The following is a 17,464-nucleotide window of genomic DNA, read 5'->3' on the forward strand; positions in this document are numbered from 1 at the left end:
GGCATAAGAGCTGCTTATGAAGGGATGTCCGCACAGGGCGCGACGCCTCACCTGTACCCATAAAAATAGAGGAACATCTTATGAAATACATTCACCCTGGCCAGACTGGCGCTAAAGTCTCCTTTAAAAAACGTTATGGCAACTACATTGGCGGTGAATTTGTCGATCCTGTAGAAGGGCGCTGGTTTACCAACACCACGCCGGTGACCGGGGAAGTGATTGCTGAGTTCCCGCGTTCAGGTGCCGCAGACATTGAAAAGGCGCTCGACGCCGCCCATGCCGCCGCAGACGCGTGGGGCAAAACCAGCGCGCAGGATCGTTCCAACGTGCTGCTGGCGATCGCCGATCGCATTGAGCAGAATCTGGAGCTGCTGGCGCTGACGGAAACCTGGGATAACGGTAAACCGATCCGCGAAACCCTGAATGCCGACTTGCCGCTGGCGGTGGATCACTTCCGCTACTTTGCGGGCTGTATCCGCGCACAGGAAGGGACGGCAGCAGAAATTGACAGCAATACCGTCGCCTACCACATTTATGAACCGCTGGGAGTGGTCGGTCAGATTATCCCGTGGAACTTTCCACTATTGATGGCCGCCTGGAAACTGGCGCCGGCGCTGGCGGCAGGTAACTGTATCGTACTGAAACCGGCAGAACAGACCCCGCTCGGCATTTGCGTGCTGATGGAGTTAATTGGTGATTTGCTGCCGAAAGGGGTGCTGAACGTGGTGCACGGCTACGGTACCGAAGCGGGTGAACCGCTGGCGCGCAGCAAGCGTATTGAAAAAATCGCCTTTACCGGATCAACGCCTATTGGCCGCCACATTCTCTCTTGTGCCGCAGACAACATCATTCCGAGCACCGTCGAACTGGGCGGTAAATCGCCGAACATCTACTTTGAAGATGTGCTCAATGGCGACGAAGAGTATATCGATAAAGCCATCGAAGGGGTGGTGCTGGGCTTCTTTAACCAGGGCGAAGTCTGTACATGTCCGTCACGCGTGCTGGTACAAGAATCTATCTACCCGCAGTTTGTTGAAAAAGTCGTGGCGCGTATGGAAAACATCCGCAAAGGCGACCCCTTTGACACCGACACCATGATCGGCGCGCAGGCCTCGCGCGAGCAGTACGACAAGATCCTCTCTTATATCAATATCGCCAGAGAAGAAGGGGGCGAAATCATCACCGGCGGCGCGCACGTTGCGCACGATAACCATCTGCAAAATGGCTTCTATATTCAGCCGACATTGATCAAAGGCGAGAACCATATGCGCTGCTTCCAGGAGGAGATCTTCGGGCCGGTTATCGGGATCACCACCTTTAAAGATGAAGCGGAAGCGCTGCGTATCGCGAACGACACGGAATATGGACTGGGGGCCGGGCTGTGGACGCTGGATATTAATCGTGCATGGCGCATGGGGCGCAACATTAAAGCCGGTCGCGTGTGGACCAACTGCTACCATCTCTATCCGGCCCATGCGGCATTTGGTGGCTATAAAAACTCCGGCGTAGGGCGTGAGACCCATAAACTCGCGCTGAGCCACTATCAACAGATTAAAAACTTGCTGGTGAGCTACAGCGGTAAGGCGATGGGCTTCTACTAATACTGCGTTTATTGCGTCAACATCGGGGAAAAGCGGGGCAGCCATGCTCCGCTTTTCTCTTTTTAGCGGCGAGGTACCCTGCGTAATGTATGGCCGCCTTGCACATATGCCTCTTTTTTCTGCGCATTGCCCGCCTGTTTTCGCACTAGAATGGCGTTGTGGCGAATAAAACATCAATTAGCAGACTAAGCTGCACGCAATATGCAACTTCTTACAATCTGGCACTAATTAATTCGTCATTGTTGCCGATGAATAGTGTTACCTAACGGAAATATTGCGCAATCAGGGTGAGAATAAGCGGTACTGCGTGCAAAGACCGACACAGCTAGTCGGGTGATTTTTATGCCAGTTGAATAAATAAAAGAGAAAGTAAAATTATGTCCAGACATATTCTCATCGTGGATGACAGCCGGTTGTCACGCATGATCTCAAAGCAGTATGTGCTCAGCCAGCACCCTGAGTGGCAGATTGAAGAGGCGATGACGGGCGAGCAGGCTATTGAGATGGCGGCCATCAAAAAACCGTATCTGATCCTGTTGGATGTCAATATGCCAGGAATGGGCGGTCTTGCGGCGGCGGCTATCCTGCGTGAGACGCACCCGGATATGCACATCGTACTGCTGACGGCTAACGTGCAGAACTCCGTGCAGGCGCAGGCCGACCAGCTTGGTCTGGGCTTTTTATCCAAACCGATTAAAGAACCGCAAATTCGCGCCATGCTGCAAAACCTGGAGTCGAACTGATGATCGATTTGACGGATATGAGCGAAATCGAAGCAGACAGCCTGATGGAGATCTTCAATATCGGTGTGGGTCACGCGGCTGCCGCGATGAGTGACATCGTTAATGAAGAAGTCCGCATGTCTGTCCCGTCGGTGCGCATTACCACCCGTTCGGAAGCGGCCGATGAGCTCGGGGCCGGTCTCTCATTGTGTGGCATCAGCCAGCAATACAAAGGGGCTTACGCCACCGAAGCTATTCTGATGTTTCCGGAGACCGCCAGCTTTGAAATTGTCCGCATGATGGTAGGGGATCTCATCCCTGCCCATGAACTGGGTGAGATGGAGCGCGAAGCGATGAGCGAAATCGGCAACATTGTGCTCAATGCCTGCGTGGGCACGCTGGCGAATATGTTTCAAAAAGAGTTACAGGGTTCATTGCCCGTGTTTCGTGTGGGGACCAGTGAGCAGATCCTGAACCCGTCGCACGACCCCAGCGACCCATCGGTGCTGATGTTGCGCATCGATTTTTCGCTGGAACGTCAGGAAATTGAAGGGTATCTGGCTTTTATCCTGGACATGTCGGCGTTGCGTGATTTGCGCGAACAAATCAGCCTCTATATTGAACGCGTTGAATCTGGTCTTGCTTCCGACGGGCTCTGATAACCATGAATGACAAGCTGCTACTGGATGCATTTTCCGCCCTGAGTCTGGGCGTGATTGTTGTTGATGCGAACTACAAGATTACGTTGTGGAACGCGTGGTTAGAAGCACATACAGGTCGTGCGGCAAGCGCAGCCAAAGGTCAGGATTTTTTCGCAGTTTTTCCGGATTTGCGTAACCACCGGGTTGGCGTAGCGATTAAACAAGCGATATGCCACAACTTACCGGCACTGTTGTCGCAATCGCTGCATCGTTCGCCTTTCCCGCTGTTTGCGGAACCCGCACAGCCCGGTGAGCGTTTAAGCCAGGCAATCACTATCGTCCCGCTGGGCGATGTGGAGCGTTACTGCCTTATTCAAATTGTCGATGTCAGCATGGCCGTTCGCCGGGAGTCGCTGTTACGCGAACAGGCACATGTGCTGCTCTCACAATCGTTATCCGACGGACTGACGGCGGTGGGTAACCGTCGCTATTTCGATCTGTGTATTGAGAAAGAGTGGCGTGCCAGTAAGCGTAATAACAAACCACTGGCGCTGTTGTTGATTGATGTGGATTACTTCAAGCGCTACAACGATCGCTACGGTCATCAGCAGGGCGATCTATGCCTGCAACAGATCGCGGCGGCCATGCGAGGTTCACTGTTGCGCCCCTATGACATGCTTTTCCGTTACGGCGGGGAAGAGTTTTGTGCGCTATTGCCGGAAACGCGCTCGGCTGATGCTGTCGTCGTGGCGGAAAGATTACGTGCGAGTGTTCAGGCGCTGGGGCTGCCGCATTCTGGCTCGCCGGGTGACATCGTGAGCGTCAGCGTAGGTGTTGCCAGCCTCAACCAACGCGTGCATACAGACTATGGCAGCTTAATTCAGGCGGCGGATGACGCACTCTACGAGGCTAAGCGTTCCGGGCGTAACATTGTTCGCGCCAGCACCGCAGCCAGGAGCCAGGCGTAATCCCCGCCAAACCGTCGAGCCGGGTTAAGCGGGGATTCGAGCACAGCAAAGCGTTTTACCACCGGGGCCTGCAATGCAGGCCCTGCTCACTGGCAGCGTGTTTTACTACGTAGCCCCACGCTGCGTAAAAGTGTCACCATGACACGCAGCAACGTAAACCGACAAAACAGCGGCTGCTGATACTGGAGCAGTGTCAGAAACATCGCCATCCTCCATGCTACTGTCCGTCAGTGAAAAACGGGAAGCAGGCCAAAAACTTCCAGAATAACGGTTAAATAGACGATCCCGCCGCAGACGATAACGGTGTTAAGCGTGGCATTATTGCAGGGCGCACGGTAAGCGGCTGTGGCGAAGCGCTGGCGGGCGCTTTTGACCAGGAAAGGTGGCAGGATCACGCTCCAGATGGTAAACGCCAGCCCGGCATAGCCGATGGCGTGGACAAAGCCGTTGGGGAAGAACAGGCACACCGCCGCCGGGGGCAGGTAGGTCACAATAGCCGTTTTGCAGCGCCCGATGCCGTTATTGGCAAAATGGAACAGGTCGGCGATGTAATCAAACAGCCCGAGCGTGGCAGCCAGTAGCGAACTGGCAACGGCAAAGTTACCGAAGAAGGTCAAAATCAATTCCATATAGCGGCTGGTAAAAATCCCGCCAATCGCCTCAACAAACACATCAATATTGCCGCCTTTGGCGATGATCGGCGAGAAGTCGGCACGACTGATATTGCCCATGGTCACCGCCAGCCAGAAGATATAGAGAATCAGCGCAAATAACGTTCCGACGATGATGGAATTTTTAATGTGGTGAATATTCTCTTTACCGTAGAGCTTCACCAGGCTTGGCACATTGCCATGAAAACCGAAAGAGATAATACAAAACGGCAGTGTCATTAACACATAGGGCAAATAGCGGGTTTGCGGCAAGGCGACGCTGGCGGTATCGAACAGATTATCAACGTTAATCGTGCCGATCATGCCGGAAAAAGTGGCGAAAAAAGCGATAAATTTACCGAAGATCAGAACGGTGGTGATGCGGCCAACCAGCAGCGAGCTGTACCAGGCAATCAGGCTGACAATCACACTAACCAGAATAATCGACACAGGGGAAGGTAAGTGCATCCCGCTGTATTTGGCGATGGTGTTCGATAATACCGCCGACGAGCCGGAAATATAGGCGTAGGTCAGAATATATAAAACAAAACCGAAGGCGAGGCCGACCACGAAATTCCAGCGTTTGCCGAGCAGTTCCAGGGTAAATGTATTAAAGCTGGCACCGACATCAAAATGCAGATTCACCTCAACCAGCATTAATCCGGTCATCAGCATCATCAGTGAAATAGCGATAAGGATCAGGGTGGCACCCGGAAACCAGACGCCCGCCATAGCGATAGGCAGTGAAAACATACCGCCACCCACCACGGTGGCAATAACAAGCATGGCGCCGTTGGTCAGCCCGGCGTCACGAATCGGTTCAGATAAAGAGAGGGCCATAATAGATATTCCTGAATAAGTATCCTACCCGTCGTTATTCAGATTGCACATGGGTTAGCAGCAACGCGAATAGTCAGGGTAGCGTTATATAAGTTTGAACATCATTTTTTATCGGCGAGAAACAAAACTGCCCCATCAGGTCATGGGGCAGGAAAACACATTAAATATATTCAAAGCGTGCGGTAAAGAAACGCAACTGTTTAGGTTCGTAAGTGAACCGTAACCCGCGAATATCCTCTTTGTGTTTATATAACTGAATAATCCCATCGGCGACGACATCCATATGCGCATAGGTGTATACGCGGCGCGGAATGGTCAGGCGTACAGTTTCCAGTTTCGGTTTATGGTGCTCGCCAGTCTCTTTATTACGCCCGGCGGAGATAATACCGCGCTCCATGCTGCGCACCCCGGTTTCCACGTAAATACTGGCCGCCAGGCTCTGCGCCGGGAACTGTTCCTGGCTCAAATGCGGGCAGAAACGGCGGGCATCCAGGAATACCGCGTGGCCGCCAACGGGTTCAACAATCGGCACGCCCGCCGCTTTCAGTTTGTCACCGAGATAGCGTACCTGCTTAATACGGTGCTCGATGTATTCAAACTGCATGGCTTCGCGCAGGCCAATCGCCATGGCTTCCATGTCGCGTCCGGCCAGGCCGCCGTAAGAGGGCATCCCTTCGTAAACCACCACCAGCTCACGCGCCTGAGAGAACAGGTCGTCATCGTTCATGCACAGGAAGCCGCCGATATTCACCAGACAGTCTTTTTTACCGCTCATGGTGCAGCCATCGGCATAGCTGAACATCTCATGCACGATCTCTTTAATGCTCTTATTCTCAAAGCCTTTTTCCTGCTCTTTGATGTAATAAGCATTCTCCACGCAGCGCGTTGCATCGTAATAAACCTTGATGCCATGTGCGCTGGTGAGCTCACGCACCGCACGCATGTTTTCCATCGAAACCGGCTGCCCACCTGCCAGGTTAACGGTCACCGCCAGGCAGATATAGGCAATGTTTTTGGCCCCTTTTTCATCGATCAATTTTTGCAGTTTATTCAGGTCGATATTACCTTTAAAGGGAACGTTCAGCGTGGCGTCATGCGCTTCATCACGCACGATATCAACAAAGGAGGCGCCATTTTTTTCCTGATGATAACGGGTAGTGGTGAAGTACATATTGCCCGCCACATACTGTCCCGGTTTTATCGCCAGTTGTGATAACAGGTTTTCCGCGCCACGTCCCTGGTGGGTTGGCACAATATGTTTAAAGCCGAACAACTCACGTACGGTGGCTTCCAGGTGATAGAAGTTGACGCTGCCTGCGTAGGCTTCATCACCCATCATCATGCCCGCCCACTGTTTGTCGCTCATGGCGTTGGTGCCGCTATCCGTCAGCAGATCGATATACACATCTTTGGAATTCAATAAGAAGGTATTCAGGCCTGCTTCTTCCATTTTTTTAAGACGCTCGTCACGGGGAATCATTGAGACGGTTTCAACACTTTTAATACGGAATGGTTCTGCCGGATAGATCATTTTATATCTCCAGTGAGTTCTGTAATTTAAAAAGTTATAGCGAATCGAATTCCTCCAGTTAATTCTGGAGGCGTCTTATTGTCCTTTCCCTTTCCCGGGAATCATTTGGCAAACGCATCATGCGATAAAGAGATGGCAAAGGGAATAGCGGGAGGGTAATTCGATTTCGGCGCTTTTTTAAATAATGTAAAACGGGTGATAAAGTTCACGGTAATAATAAAATATATTGTATTTTCAATTGATTGTACGAGTGATAAGTCATGATGACATAAAAAAGAGCACAATAAACCCGTTTATTCTGGAACATTCGGTGAACGACGTTTTTTTGTCGCTGTTTTGAAATGTGAACCAGCGAAGCGAAATTGAGAAATAAATCCCGTTTTCGCTTTCATTCATTTCATTAAGACCACTTATTATCGTCAATATTACTTTACGGGTAGAGTGTGTTGTGATGTAAAAGCATTGTTTTTCAGTTAATTAAATGAACCGTAAAGAGTGGGGCGCCTGGTTTTCCGTTCACAAAGTACACGGGTACTGGCAGCGGGAGTGAAGGGAAAAATGAGCCGGGCGCAGCCATGATGGCCGCGCAAAGAAAGGTATTAAGCCTGGCGGGACTTACGTTCACGCAGATATTTGTAGATGGCGTAGCGGGTGATGCCAAGACGGGCGGCGACAATCTTCACAGCGTCTTTTAGCTCAAAAATGCCATTATTATACAGTTGGTTAACCACCGCTTTGTTTTTGAATTTGCTGGTTATCATGACGTCTCTTTGTACGCTGGCGATAACGTTGTCTGCCGCTTCCATCACAACCTCATGCGGGCTGGCACCGAAATGTTCGGCAAAAGGCATGGGTTCCTCACCGTCCGGGATCAGGGTTTCGAGCATCTGGTGAAAGGGAACAGAGAGATTGATATTGACGCAAAATAACCCAATCGCTTTGCCTTCTTCGCCAAAGAGCACCGACGTCGCTGATTTAAACAACTCGCCTTTTTTATTTCGCGTAAAATAGCTCAGCGTATTATTGATGCCGGTCTTGTTAAACAATTGCAGCGTCTTAAGTCCCATATCGGTAATGGGCGAGCCGATCGTTCTGCCGGTATGGTGGCCATTAATAATTTTATTCACCGACGCGTTGTGATCTTCAAATGAATGCAGCACCACTTCGCAGTGTGGCCCTATCAGGCCTGCGATCATTTCTGCAAGGTGTGAAAATGATTTCATGCACTCGATATCTGCGTCGGTAAATAAGCCAATATCCTTGATTGATTCATCTTTATTCATTGCGATCTCCATTGGGTATATTTTTGCATCATATCGGGCATCGGAAACGGCTTAATAGAGAACGCTAAACAATATGAAGCGGATCACTTTAATAGAATAATGTATTTTGAATCAAGATGTTGCATTAAATCCGGTAAATAAATATTTACTCTGTGCAGAATTATTGGCAGCGGTAGCTTTGGGAAGTGAAATAGCAATGATGATCAGGGATATTAAGGTGGCGGGGCGCTGTTTGTCTGACTATTATTCGATTATGCGCGAGCAACAAATATAAACTGCTCGCACATTTTACGTTGGCTAGTCGCTTTTCTTTTCCAGATGCCCGAGATCTTTTTCCGGGAAGCAGTAATCTCGCACGCGGCGTTTTAGCTCTGCGGCATCCGGAAAACCGCCATCCACTTTACGGTCCCAGATAACCTTTCCGTCGATATCAATGACAAAAATACCGCCCGTACCCGGTATCAGGGTGACGGAAGCTAAGTCGGCACTAAAGCTGTGAAGCAGTTCTTGCGCCATCCAACTGGCGCGCAGCATCCAGTTGCACTGGGAGCAGTACTGTAAGGTGATGGCGGGTTTGTTTTGCATAATCATGTTAACCAGCAAGTGTAAACGTTGGCTTAGTGTAGACAAAAGAATGCGCAAAGCGTGAAGAAATTGTGAAGTTGTTGCAACTGATAATAGTTATCATTATGATTCCGATCAAGATAAAGAGCGGTGCAGTGTGTCTTGTGCTGACAGCACCCGCTCAATAAAAAAACTGGAAGCAACGGTGGGCCTGATACTAATAAATTCTAAGGCTTGCAACATTATGGGTACATCGCAACTTTCCCGGACACCGTTTCGCAAGAGCGTTCTGGTGACTTCACTGCTCGCAGCACTGTATCAGACCTCCGCCGTGGCGGCTGATGCTCACGTAAAACAGACCACCGCAACCGATACCCGGCAGGACAATGCCGATGAGATGGTTGTTACCGCACCTGCGCCGGTACTGAAAGCGGGCAGCAGCCATACGGTAAGCGCAGAGGATCTGCAAAACAAAGGCGCCAACGACTTTGGTTCAATCATGCGCTACGAGCCGCTTATTAGCGCCACCGGCGCAAGCGGGGGTTCCGGCAATGGCAAAAGCGGCTTTGACCGTGGTGGCTATACCGGATACAACATTCGTGGCCTGGAAAGTAACCGTGTCGGTATCGACGTTGACGGTATTGCGCAACCCGATGCCACCGGGCGTAGTTATGTCAGCCGCTCCGGCCTGAATACCTTTGGTATTGGTCGCGATTATATCGACCCTTATATGTACGGTGGGATTGATATTCAGTCTGGCGCCACCTCCACCGAAACCGCCAATACCTCTATCGGCGGCAACGTCTCGTTCCAGCCGAAATCGGCGGACAATTACCTGCACGCGGGTAAGCAGACCTACTTTGGTTACCAGTCGGATTATGATTCAGCGGATCGTAGCTGGCACAACGGCCTGACGGCGGCGGGCGGCGATGAAACCCTGCGCGGCATCTTTGTTTACAGCCGTCGTGACGGTCAGCAGACCCGTAATAACAGCGGCACAATTGACGCCTACCCGGCCAACTGGCACTCCGATGCGATGCTGGCTTCCGGTATCTGGCAGCCGAATGATGTACATAAATTTACCGGTACGCTGGATTACTACCACAAGACCAACCACACCCATTACGATGCGTGGAACAGCGCAGGCAGTTCCATTATCGGCAACGCCAACCAGACCAGCCAGACGCGTCGCTGGGGTGTCAGCCTGAAAGATGACTGGACGCCAGTGAATGCCTGGCTGGACAGCATGTCCACCAAAGTTTACTACCAGCATACGGAAGCCCACGACTGGACATACATGCCGGACAGCACCACGCTGTCGATGGAGACGGTAAATTCAAACTACGATACCGATACCTGGGGCATCACCAACGCGCTGACGAAAACCCTCGGGCGCCACGATTTAAGCGCCGGTTTCAACGCCAGCACCACCAAAACACAGCGTCCGTTCAGCCAGTCGCCAATACCGAGTGTGTTTAGCGAGATTATGCAGCCGGAAGCCGATAGCCGTGGCTACACGCTGGGGGCGTTCGCCCAGGATCAGATTAATTTCGACCTTGCCGATCGTAACTTTGCGATTATCCCCGGCGTGCGCGTTGTGCATCAGTCAATGAAGCCGGACAACCTCGCCAGTCTGACCAGCAACAGCACGGTGCTGGATGAGTCTGACGTGTCCACGCTGTATGGCAAAAACTCAGACACCCAGTGGCTGCCATCGCTGACCCTCCAGTACGATCTGACGCCGCGCCTGATGACCTACCTGCAATACAAACGCGGGGCGGAATTCCCCAACGCCAGCCAGTTGTACGGCTCCTGGAATCTGGGCTCAAACTATGCAGGGCGCGGGCAGTATGCGCTGGTGGGTAATACCGACCTTAAAACCGAAACCAGCGATAATCTCGAATGGGGGATGAAAGGTGAGGTGATGGAAGGCATTACCCTGCGCACCGCGCTGTTCTACAACAGTTACAAGAGCTTTATCGCCTATACGCGTTACACCCGTACCGGCAACCCGGACAAGTTCACCCGCGTGCCGTCCAACATTTACACCATTTATCAGGCGGAAAACCGCGATAAAGCCTTTATCTATGGCGGTGAAATCAGCACTAAATTTAACTTCGGCACCTGGTTTGAAGAGGTTAATGGCCTGAGCGCGACCCTGGCGTACGGCTATACGCAGGGCCAGTCGAAATCGAGCTATATGGGCGACAAATACATCGACCTTGATAGCGTCGCACCGATGAAAGCCATTGCAGGCGTGGCCTGGGATGACCCGGCAAAACGGTATGGCACCGCGCTGACCGCCACCTTCGTCAAAGGCAAGCAGGCCACCGCGACCACCCGTGAATCCTACAGCAATACCGGTTCGTCCCTTGGCGAATCCAGCGCCGAATACATGCGCGTGCCGGGCTACGGCCTGCTGGACTGGACCGCGTACTGGCAGGTGGCGAAGAACGTCAAACTGCACGGCGGCGTTTATAACATCACCGATCGCAAATACTGGGATTACCTGAACAGCCGTACCCAGGAGGAGACCACCAATCAGGATGCTTACGACAAAGCGCTGGCCGTCATGCCTGGCCGTACATGGCAACTGGGCGTGAACGTCGATTTCTGATTTTTGTTCCATTTAACCTGCCCTCCGGCCTGTGCGCCGGAGGTTTAATCTCATAAAGGAAGCACACCCATGACCCATTCATCGCAAGATTACGCCGCACTCTGGCAGCAGTATCAGGAGATCAAAACCGCGACGCCGGGCAAATACGCGCGCGACATTGCCAGCGAACTGGGGGTAAGCGAAGCGGAACTCACGCACGCCCGCACAGGACATGACGCCACCGCGCTGATCAATGACGCACGCGCGATCCTGAGCGCACTCGAGTTGGTAGGGGAAACGAAGTGCATTTGTCGCAATGACTATGCGGTTCATGAACATCTGGGCAGTTTTACCAACCTGCATATCAGTGAGCGTGCCGGTCTGGTACTGAACCCACGGGCGCTGGATTTGCGCCTGTTTATCAGCCAGTGGGCCAGCGCCTTTTTTGTGCGTGAAGCAAGTGCGCACGGTGAACGCCAGAGCATACAGTTCTTTGATCATCAGGGGGACGCGGTGCTCAAGGTGTACGCCACGGAACAGACCGATCGCGCTGCGTGGGGTGAGGTGGTTGCCCGCTTTAGCGCCCCGCAAGTACAGCCGTTAACGCTGCAACCCATCGACGCACCTGACTACGCGCAGGATGCCGACGGCGCGACGCTGGACAAAGCCTGGCGCGCAATGACCGATGTGCATCAGTTCTTTGGCCTGTTGAAACAACACAATATTTCCCGCCAGCAGGCCTTTCGGCTGGTCAGGGATGATCTCGCTATGCGGGTGGGTAACGATGCGCTGTCGCAACTGCTCAATACCGTGCTGCGGGAGGGCAACGAAATCATGATTTTCGTGGGCAACCGTGGCTGCGTGCAGATCTTTACCGGCGCGCTGGAAAAGGTGACGCCGATGAAAGGCTGGCTCAACATCTTCAACCCGGCCTTCACCCTGCATCTGCGCGAGGAGACCATTGCCGAAAGTTGGATCACCCGCAAGCCGACCGCCGACGGGCATGTCACCAGTCTTGAGCTGTTTGCCGCCGATGGCACGCAAATCGCCCAGTTGTACGGCCAGCGCAGCGAAGGCCAGCCGGAACAGATCCAGTGGCGCTCACAGATTGACGCGCTGGCAGAGAAAGGAAAAGCGGCATGAAAAAACTCGTCCTGCTGCTGGCGGCACTGCCGCTGATGGCCAGCGCCGCCGCCGAACGGATTATCACGCTTGGCGGTGATGTCAGCGAAATTGCCTGGGCGCTGGGGGCGGGGCCGCAGATGGTCGCGCGCGACAGCACCAGCACCTGGCCTGGCGAGGTGCAAAAGCTTCCCGACGTGGGCTATGTGCGCCAGTTGAATGCCGAAGGCATCCTCTCGCTGCGCCCGACCCTTGTACTGGCAAGCGCCCAGGCGCAGCCCTCGCTGGTGCTGAAAAAAGTGGAAGAGAACAACGTGAAGCTGGTCAACGTTCCGGGCGGTTATGACGTGGCGGCCATTGATAAGAAAGTGGACGCTGTCGCCGCCGCCATCGGGAAAACCGCACAAGGGACCGAACTGCGCAAAAAACTGGATGCCGAAATCGCCGCGTTGCCGACGCAACCGCTTAACAAACGCGTGCTGTTTATCCTCAGCCACGGCGGGATGGGGTCGATGGTCGCAGGGCAGGAGACCGCTGCCGACGGGGCGATTCGCGCCGCGGGTTTAATCAATGCGATGCAGGGCTTTAGCCACTATCGCAACCTCTCGCAAGAAGGGGTGATTGCCAGCAAACCTGACCTGGTGGTGATTTCCGCCGACGGCGTCAAAAGCATGGGCGGCGAAGAGAACCTGTGGAAACTGCCCGGTCTTGCACAAACACCTGCCGGGCGCACTAAGCAACTGCTGATCGTGGACGATATCGCGCTACTCGGTTTTGGCGTTCGCACCCCACAGGCGCTGAAAGTGCTGCGTGACAAAGCGGAGCAACTGCCGTAATGCGCCCTGTGACCCGCTATCTCTGGGGGCTGACGGTGCTGCTGGCCGGGCTAACGCTGATGGCCAGCACGGTGGGGGCGATGCAGCTCCCGCTTGCCAGCCTCTGGCACAGCGGTGATGAAGCGTTGCGCCAGATTTGGCTGACTATCCGTTTGCCGCGCGTGCTGCTGGCGCTGGTTGTAGGCGCATCGCTGGCGCTTTCCGGCTGCGTGATGCAGGGGCTGTTTCGTAATCCACTGGCAGACCCAGGCCTGCTGGGTGTCAGCAGTGGTGCGGCGCTGGCGGTAGCCTGCTGGCTGGTGCTGCCGTTGACGGTGCCTGCTCTGGTGGCCCTGTATGCCCCGATGCTGGCGGCGTTTCTCGGTAGCGTCGGAGTGATGATGGTGATTTTCATCCTCAGCAAAACCCGAGACAGTTCGCTCTCACGACTGTTACTGGTAGGGATTGCCATTAACGCCCTGTGCGGCGCGCTGGTGGGTGTGCTGTCGTGGATCAGTAATGATGCCCAGTTGCGCCAGCTCTCTTTGTGGGGGATGGGGGGGCTTGGGCAGGCGCAGTGGTCAACGCTTGCCGTCGCCGCTACGCTGATGGTGCCCTCCGCCGTCGTGGTCTGGCGCGTGGCCGGGCAGCTCAACCTGCTGCAACTGGGCGATGAAGAAGCGCATTACCTCGGCGTGAACGTGCCCATGCTGCAGCGGTTGTTGCTGCTGTGCAGCGCACTGCTGGTGGCGGCCAGCGTTGCCATCAGCGGCATTATCAGCTTTATTGGCCTGGTGGTGCCGCACCTGATGCGCCTGTGGCTGGGGGCGGACCATCGGGCGCTGGTGCCCGGTTCGGTGCTGGCCGGGGCGATACTGTTACTGATTGCCGACACGATTGCGCGCACCGTGGTGGCGCCTGCGGAAATGCCGGTGGGGCTGCTCACCAGTGTACTGGGCGCGCCCTGGTTCCTGTGGCTTATCTTCCGTCAGGGGAGGGCGACCCATGGTTAAGTCTTTAACGGCTGAGCACCTCAACCTCTGGGTGGGCGCGCGCCAGTTGATTAACGATGTCTCTGTCACCCTCGAAGCAGGGGAACTGGTGGCGCTGATTGGCCCTAATGGCGCGGGGAAATCGACACTGCTGCGCCTGCTGACCGGGTTTTTAAAGGCCAAAGAGGGGCTGTGTTGTCTGGATGGCCGCCCGCTACACGACTGGCCGCCCGAGGTGCTCTCCCGCCACCGGGCGGTGATGCTGCAACAAACCCGAATGCAATTTGACTGGCCGGTTGAGGGCATTATCGCCATGGGGCGCGCGCCCTGGGGACCGGGCAAAGAAAGTGAGATTGTGCGCAGCGTGATGGCGCTGACCGGTTGTTGCGAACTGGCGGGTCGCCGCTATAGCACGCTCTCCGGCGGCGAGCAGCAGCGCGTTCAACTGGCACGCAGTCTGGCGCAGCTCTGGCAGGATGATGGCCCGCAGGGTTGGCTGTTTCTTGATGAGCCTACCTCAGCGTTAGATCTCTACCATCAGCAGCAGCTACTGCGCCTGATGAAAAGCCTGACCCGGCGCGGAAAACTGCACGTTTGTACGGTGCTTCACGACCTGAACCTGGCGGCGCTGTGGGCAGACCGAATTTTGCTCTTACATCAGGGAAAACTGGTGGCGCAGGGCACGCCGCAGACGGTTATTCAGAAATCGATCATCGAAAAATGGTATCAGGCGGATGTGCGGGTGGAGCAGCACCCACACAGTGAAAAACCGTATCTCTTTTTAAGCGAATAAACACCCGGCGAGAGGTCTCGCCGGGTTGTCGGTTATTGCAGATCGAAACGGTCGAGATTCATCACCTTCGTCCATGCGGCAACGAAATCAGCGACAAACTTCTCTTTGGCATCGTCGCTGGCGTACACCTCGGCAAGCGCACGCAGAATCGAGTTAGAACCAAAGATCAGATCGGCACGGGTAGCGGTATATTTCACTTCGCCGCTGGCCCGGTCGCGGCCTTCAAACAGCTCCGCTTTCTCATCAACCGGTTTCCACGCGGTGCGCATATCCAGCAGATTCACGAAGAAATCGGTGCTGAGCACGCCAACGCGGTCGGTGAAGACGCCATGCCGGCTGCCGTCGTAGTTGGCACCCAGCGCACGCAGGCCACCGACCAGAACAGTCATCTCCGGCGCGGTCAGCGTCAACTGCTGGGCTTTATCAATCAGCAGCGTTTCGGTCGGCATCTCATCTGCCACGCGGCGATAGTTGCGGAACCCATCGGCCAGCGGCTCCATCCATTTGAACGACTCAACGTCGGTCTGATCCTGACGGGCATCAACGCGGCCCGGTGTGAACGGCACGCTGATTTTCACGCCAGCATCGGCAGCCGCAAGCTCAATACCCACGCCGCCTGCCAGCACGATGATGTCGGCCAGCGACGCTTTACCGGACGCCTGCTGAATCTCTTGCAGTACTGGCAGTACTTTGACCGCCGTCGCATTCACTTCCCAGTCTTTTTGTGGCGCTAACGCCAGACGCGCGCCGTTGGCGCCACCGCGTTTATCACCGCCACGGAAGGTGGACGCAGACGCCCAGGCTACGGAGACCAGCTCGCTCACCGACAGACCCGATTCGGCAATCGCCGTTTTCAGGCTGGCAATGTCCAGATCGCTCGGTTGGTGGATGGCGGCAGGCAGCGGATCCTGCCAAATCAGATCTTCGCTCGGCACTTCCGGGCCAATGTAGCGGGATTTTGGCCCCATATCGCGGTGGGTCAGTTTGAACCAGGCGCGGGCGAAGGCCTCATTAAAGGCCTGCGGATCGTTCAGGAAGCGGCGGGAAATTTTCTCGAAATCCGGGTCGAAACGCAGCGTCAGGTCCGTCACCAGCATGGTCGGTTTGCGTTTTTTCTCCGGGTGGAACGGGTCAGGAATGATGTCCGGCGCATCTTTCGCTTCAAACTGAATCGCCCCGGCCGGGCTGCGGGTCTGTACCCACTCGTATTTGAAGAGGTTCTCGAAGAAGTAGTTGCTCCACTGGGTAGGGGTTTGCGTCCAGACCACTTCAAGGCCCGAGGTAATGGCGTCGGCACCCGCACCGCTGCCATAGCTGCTTTGCCAGCCTAAGCCCTGAGCTTCAATAGACGCCGCTTCCGGCTCGGCGCCCACATGGTCGGCTGAGGCCGCACCGTGGGTTTTCCCCAGCGTATGCCCACCGGCAATCAGGGCGACAATCTCTTCATCGTTCATACCCATGTTGCCAAAGGTCGCACGGATGGCCGCTCCGGCGGAAGTGGGTTCACCGCTGGCGTTCGGACCTTCCGGGTTGACGTAAATTAACCCCATTTCGGTGGCGCCGATGGCCTGTTGGGCAAGGCTTTCTGGATGACGGTGCTCAAGCCAGTTTTTTTCATTACCCCAGTTTACGTCGAGGTCCGGCTCCCAGACATCTTCGCGACCAGCGCCAAAACCGAAGGTGCGAAAGCCTGAGTTTTCCAGCGCCACGTTACCGGCGAGGATGATCAAATCACCCCAGGAGATCTTCTGCCCATATTTTTGTTTCACTGGCCACAGCAGGCGGCGTGCTTTGTCGAGACTCACGTTATCCGGCCAGGAGTTGAGCGGAGCGAAACGCTGCTGCCCGCGGCCTGAACCGCCGCGTCCGTCGATAGTGCGATAGGTCCCGGCACTGTGCCAGGCCATACGAATGAACAGCCCGATATAACTACCCCAGTCAGCAGGCCACCACTCCTGAGAGTCGGTCAGCACTTTTCTGATATCGGCTTTTAGCGCGGAGTAATCGAGTTTTTTAAACTCTTCACGATAATTGAAGCTTTCGCCTAAAGGATTGGAACGGTTGGAATGTTGATTAAGCAGGTCCACGCGCAATTGCTCTGGCCACCAGTCACGGTTGGTGGTGACACTGCTTTTCTTCGCGGGTTTTGCGCCGCCTTCATGAAAAGGGCATTTGCCTGCGGAGGATTCCGGGGACGTATCTTCTGACATGCTCATATCTGGCTCCATTTGCACTAGTGAGTCTCGTTACGATATACACTGCTTCCAGTTAGAGGTATTTGAATGAATCTACAGATTTGATAGCCAATTCCTTTCTTATAAGCAACACCGTTTGTGGGGAATTAAA

14 protein-coding genes are annotated in these 17,464 nt (G+C 54.4%); 9 read left to right on the forward strand and 5 right to left on the reverse strand.

Going from position 1 to position 17,464, the window contains the following annotated elements; translation table 11 throughout:
* The first annotated feature begins 80 nt into the window (after positions 1-80).
* The 4 genes from exaC to ABIB59_RS07615 all read left to right on the forward strand — a co-directional run bounded on the left by exaC (position 81) and on the right by ABIB59_RS07615 (position 3,932).
* On the forward strand, positions 81-1,601 hold the full coding sequence (exaC, locus tag ABIB59_RS07600) for an acetaldehyde dehydrogenase ExaC (RefSeq protein ID WP_039079421.1): 1,521 nt from the start codon (positions 81-83) through the stop codon (positions 1,599-1,601).
* 377 nt (positions 1,602-1,978) lie between these two features.
* Positions 1,979-2,344, forward strand: coding sequence for a response regulator (locus ABIB59_RS07605; RefSeq protein WP_223878705.1), 366 nt, complete (start codon positions 1,979-1,981; stop codon positions 2,342-2,344).
* Entirely contained in the window at positions 2,344-2,982 is a 639-nt protein-coding gene (locus tag ABIB59_RS07610; protein ID WP_071196129.1) for a chemotaxis protein CheC, read from the forward strand. Before ABIB59_RS07605 ends, ABIB59_RS07610 begins: the two co-directional genes overlap by 1 nt.
* A 5-nt stretch (positions 2,983-2,987) precedes the next feature.
* Positions 2,988-3,932 carry a diguanylate cyclase gene (locus ABIB59_RS07615; protein ID WP_039079418.1) on the forward strand — a complete coding sequence of 315 codons (945 nt, stop codon included), beginning with the start codon at positions 2,988-2,990 and terminating at the stop codon, positions 3,930-3,932.
* Between the two features lie 227 nt (positions 3,933-4,159).
* On the opposite strand, the gene ABIB59_RS07620 is transcribed toward ABIB59_RS07615, so the two are convergent.
* The 4 genes from ABIB59_RS07620 to ABIB59_RS07635 all read right to left on the reverse strand — a co-directional run bounded on the left by ABIB59_RS07620 (position 4,160) and on the right by ABIB59_RS07635 (position 8,821).
* A complete protein-coding gene (locus ABIB59_RS07620) occupies positions 4,160-5,422 on the reverse strand; it encodes an aromatic amino acid transporter (protein WP_354034790.1) in 1,263 nt (420 codons plus the stop codon).
* A gap of 160 nt (positions 5,423-5,582) precedes the next feature.
* Positions 5,583-6,953, reverse strand: coding sequence for a tyrosine phenol-lyase (locus ABIB59_RS07625; protein WP_107224555.1), 1,371 nt, complete (start codon positions 6,951-6,953; stop codon positions 5,583-5,585).
* Between the two features lie 599 nt (positions 6,954-7,552).
* Positions 7,553-8,236 (reverse strand): helix-turn-helix transcriptional regulator, encoded by a 684-nt coding sequence (locus tag ABIB59_RS07630; protein WP_108701498.1) that lies wholly within the window; start codon positions 8,234-8,236, stop codon positions 7,553-7,555.
* Positions 8,237-8,533: 297 nt separating this feature from the next.
* Positions 8,534-8,821: an Rdx family protein gene (locus ABIB59_RS07635; RefSeq protein WP_108702334.1), complete on the reverse strand. Its 288-nt coding sequence runs from the start codon at positions 8,819-8,821 to the stop codon at positions 8,534-8,536.
* A gap of 223 nt (positions 8,822-9,044) precedes the next feature.
* On the opposite strand from ABIB59_RS07635, the gene ABIB59_RS07640 reads away from it, so the two are divergent.
* From ABIB59_RS07640 to ABIB59_RS07660, 5 genes are all read left to right on the forward strand, one after another.
* Complete coding sequence (locus ABIB59_RS07640) at positions 9,045-11,417, forward strand: TonB-dependent receptor domain-containing protein (protein WP_354034792.1); 2,373 nt, start codon at positions 9,045-9,047, stop codon at positions 11,415-11,417.
* 69 nt (positions 11,418-11,486) lie between these two features.
* Positions 11,487-12,539 carry a hemin-degrading factor gene (locus tag ABIB59_RS07645; protein ID WP_354034794.1) on the forward strand — a complete coding sequence of 351 codons (1,053 nt, stop codon included), beginning with the start codon at positions 11,487-11,489 and terminating at the stop codon, positions 12,537-12,539.
* Positions 12,536-13,354 carry a heme/hemin ABC transporter substrate-binding protein gene (locus ABIB59_RS07650; RefSeq protein WP_354034796.1) on the forward strand — a complete coding sequence of 273 codons (819 nt, stop codon included), beginning with the start codon at positions 12,536-12,538 and terminating at the stop codon, positions 13,352-13,354. The genes ABIB59_RS07645 and ABIB59_RS07650 overlap by 4 nt, the downstream gene beginning before the upstream one ends.
* On the forward strand, positions 13,354-14,346 hold the full coding sequence (locus ABIB59_RS07655; protein ID WP_110294819.1) for a FecCD family ABC transporter permease: 993 nt from the start codon (positions 13,354-13,356) through the stop codon (positions 14,344-14,346). The genes ABIB59_RS07650 and ABIB59_RS07655 overlap by 1 nt, the downstream gene beginning before the upstream one ends.
* Positions 14,339-15,118: a heme ABC transporter ATP-binding protein gene (locus ABIB59_RS07660; protein WP_165158813.1), complete on the forward strand. Its 780-nt coding sequence runs from the start codon at positions 14,339-14,341 to the stop codon at positions 15,116-15,118. The genes ABIB59_RS07655 and ABIB59_RS07660 overlap by 8 nt, the downstream gene beginning before the upstream one ends.
* 32 nt (positions 15,119-15,150) lie before the next feature.
* Here ABIB59_RS07660 and katG read toward each other — a convergent pair whose 3' ends face one another.
* On the reverse strand, positions 15,151-17,334 hold the full coding sequence (katG, locus tag ABIB59_RS07665) for a catalase/peroxidase HPI (RefSeq protein WP_039079410.1): 2,184 nt from the start codon (positions 17,332-17,334) through the stop codon (positions 15,151-15,153).
* Positions 17,335-17,464: the final 130 nt, after the last annotated feature.

The sequence above is a fragment of the Citrobacter sp. UYEF32 genome (assembly GCF_040546205.1).
In the GTDB taxonomy this organism is placed as follows: domain Bacteria; phylum Pseudomonadota; class Gammaproteobacteria; order Enterobacterales; family Enterobacteriaceae; genus Phytobacter; species Phytobacter diazotrophicus.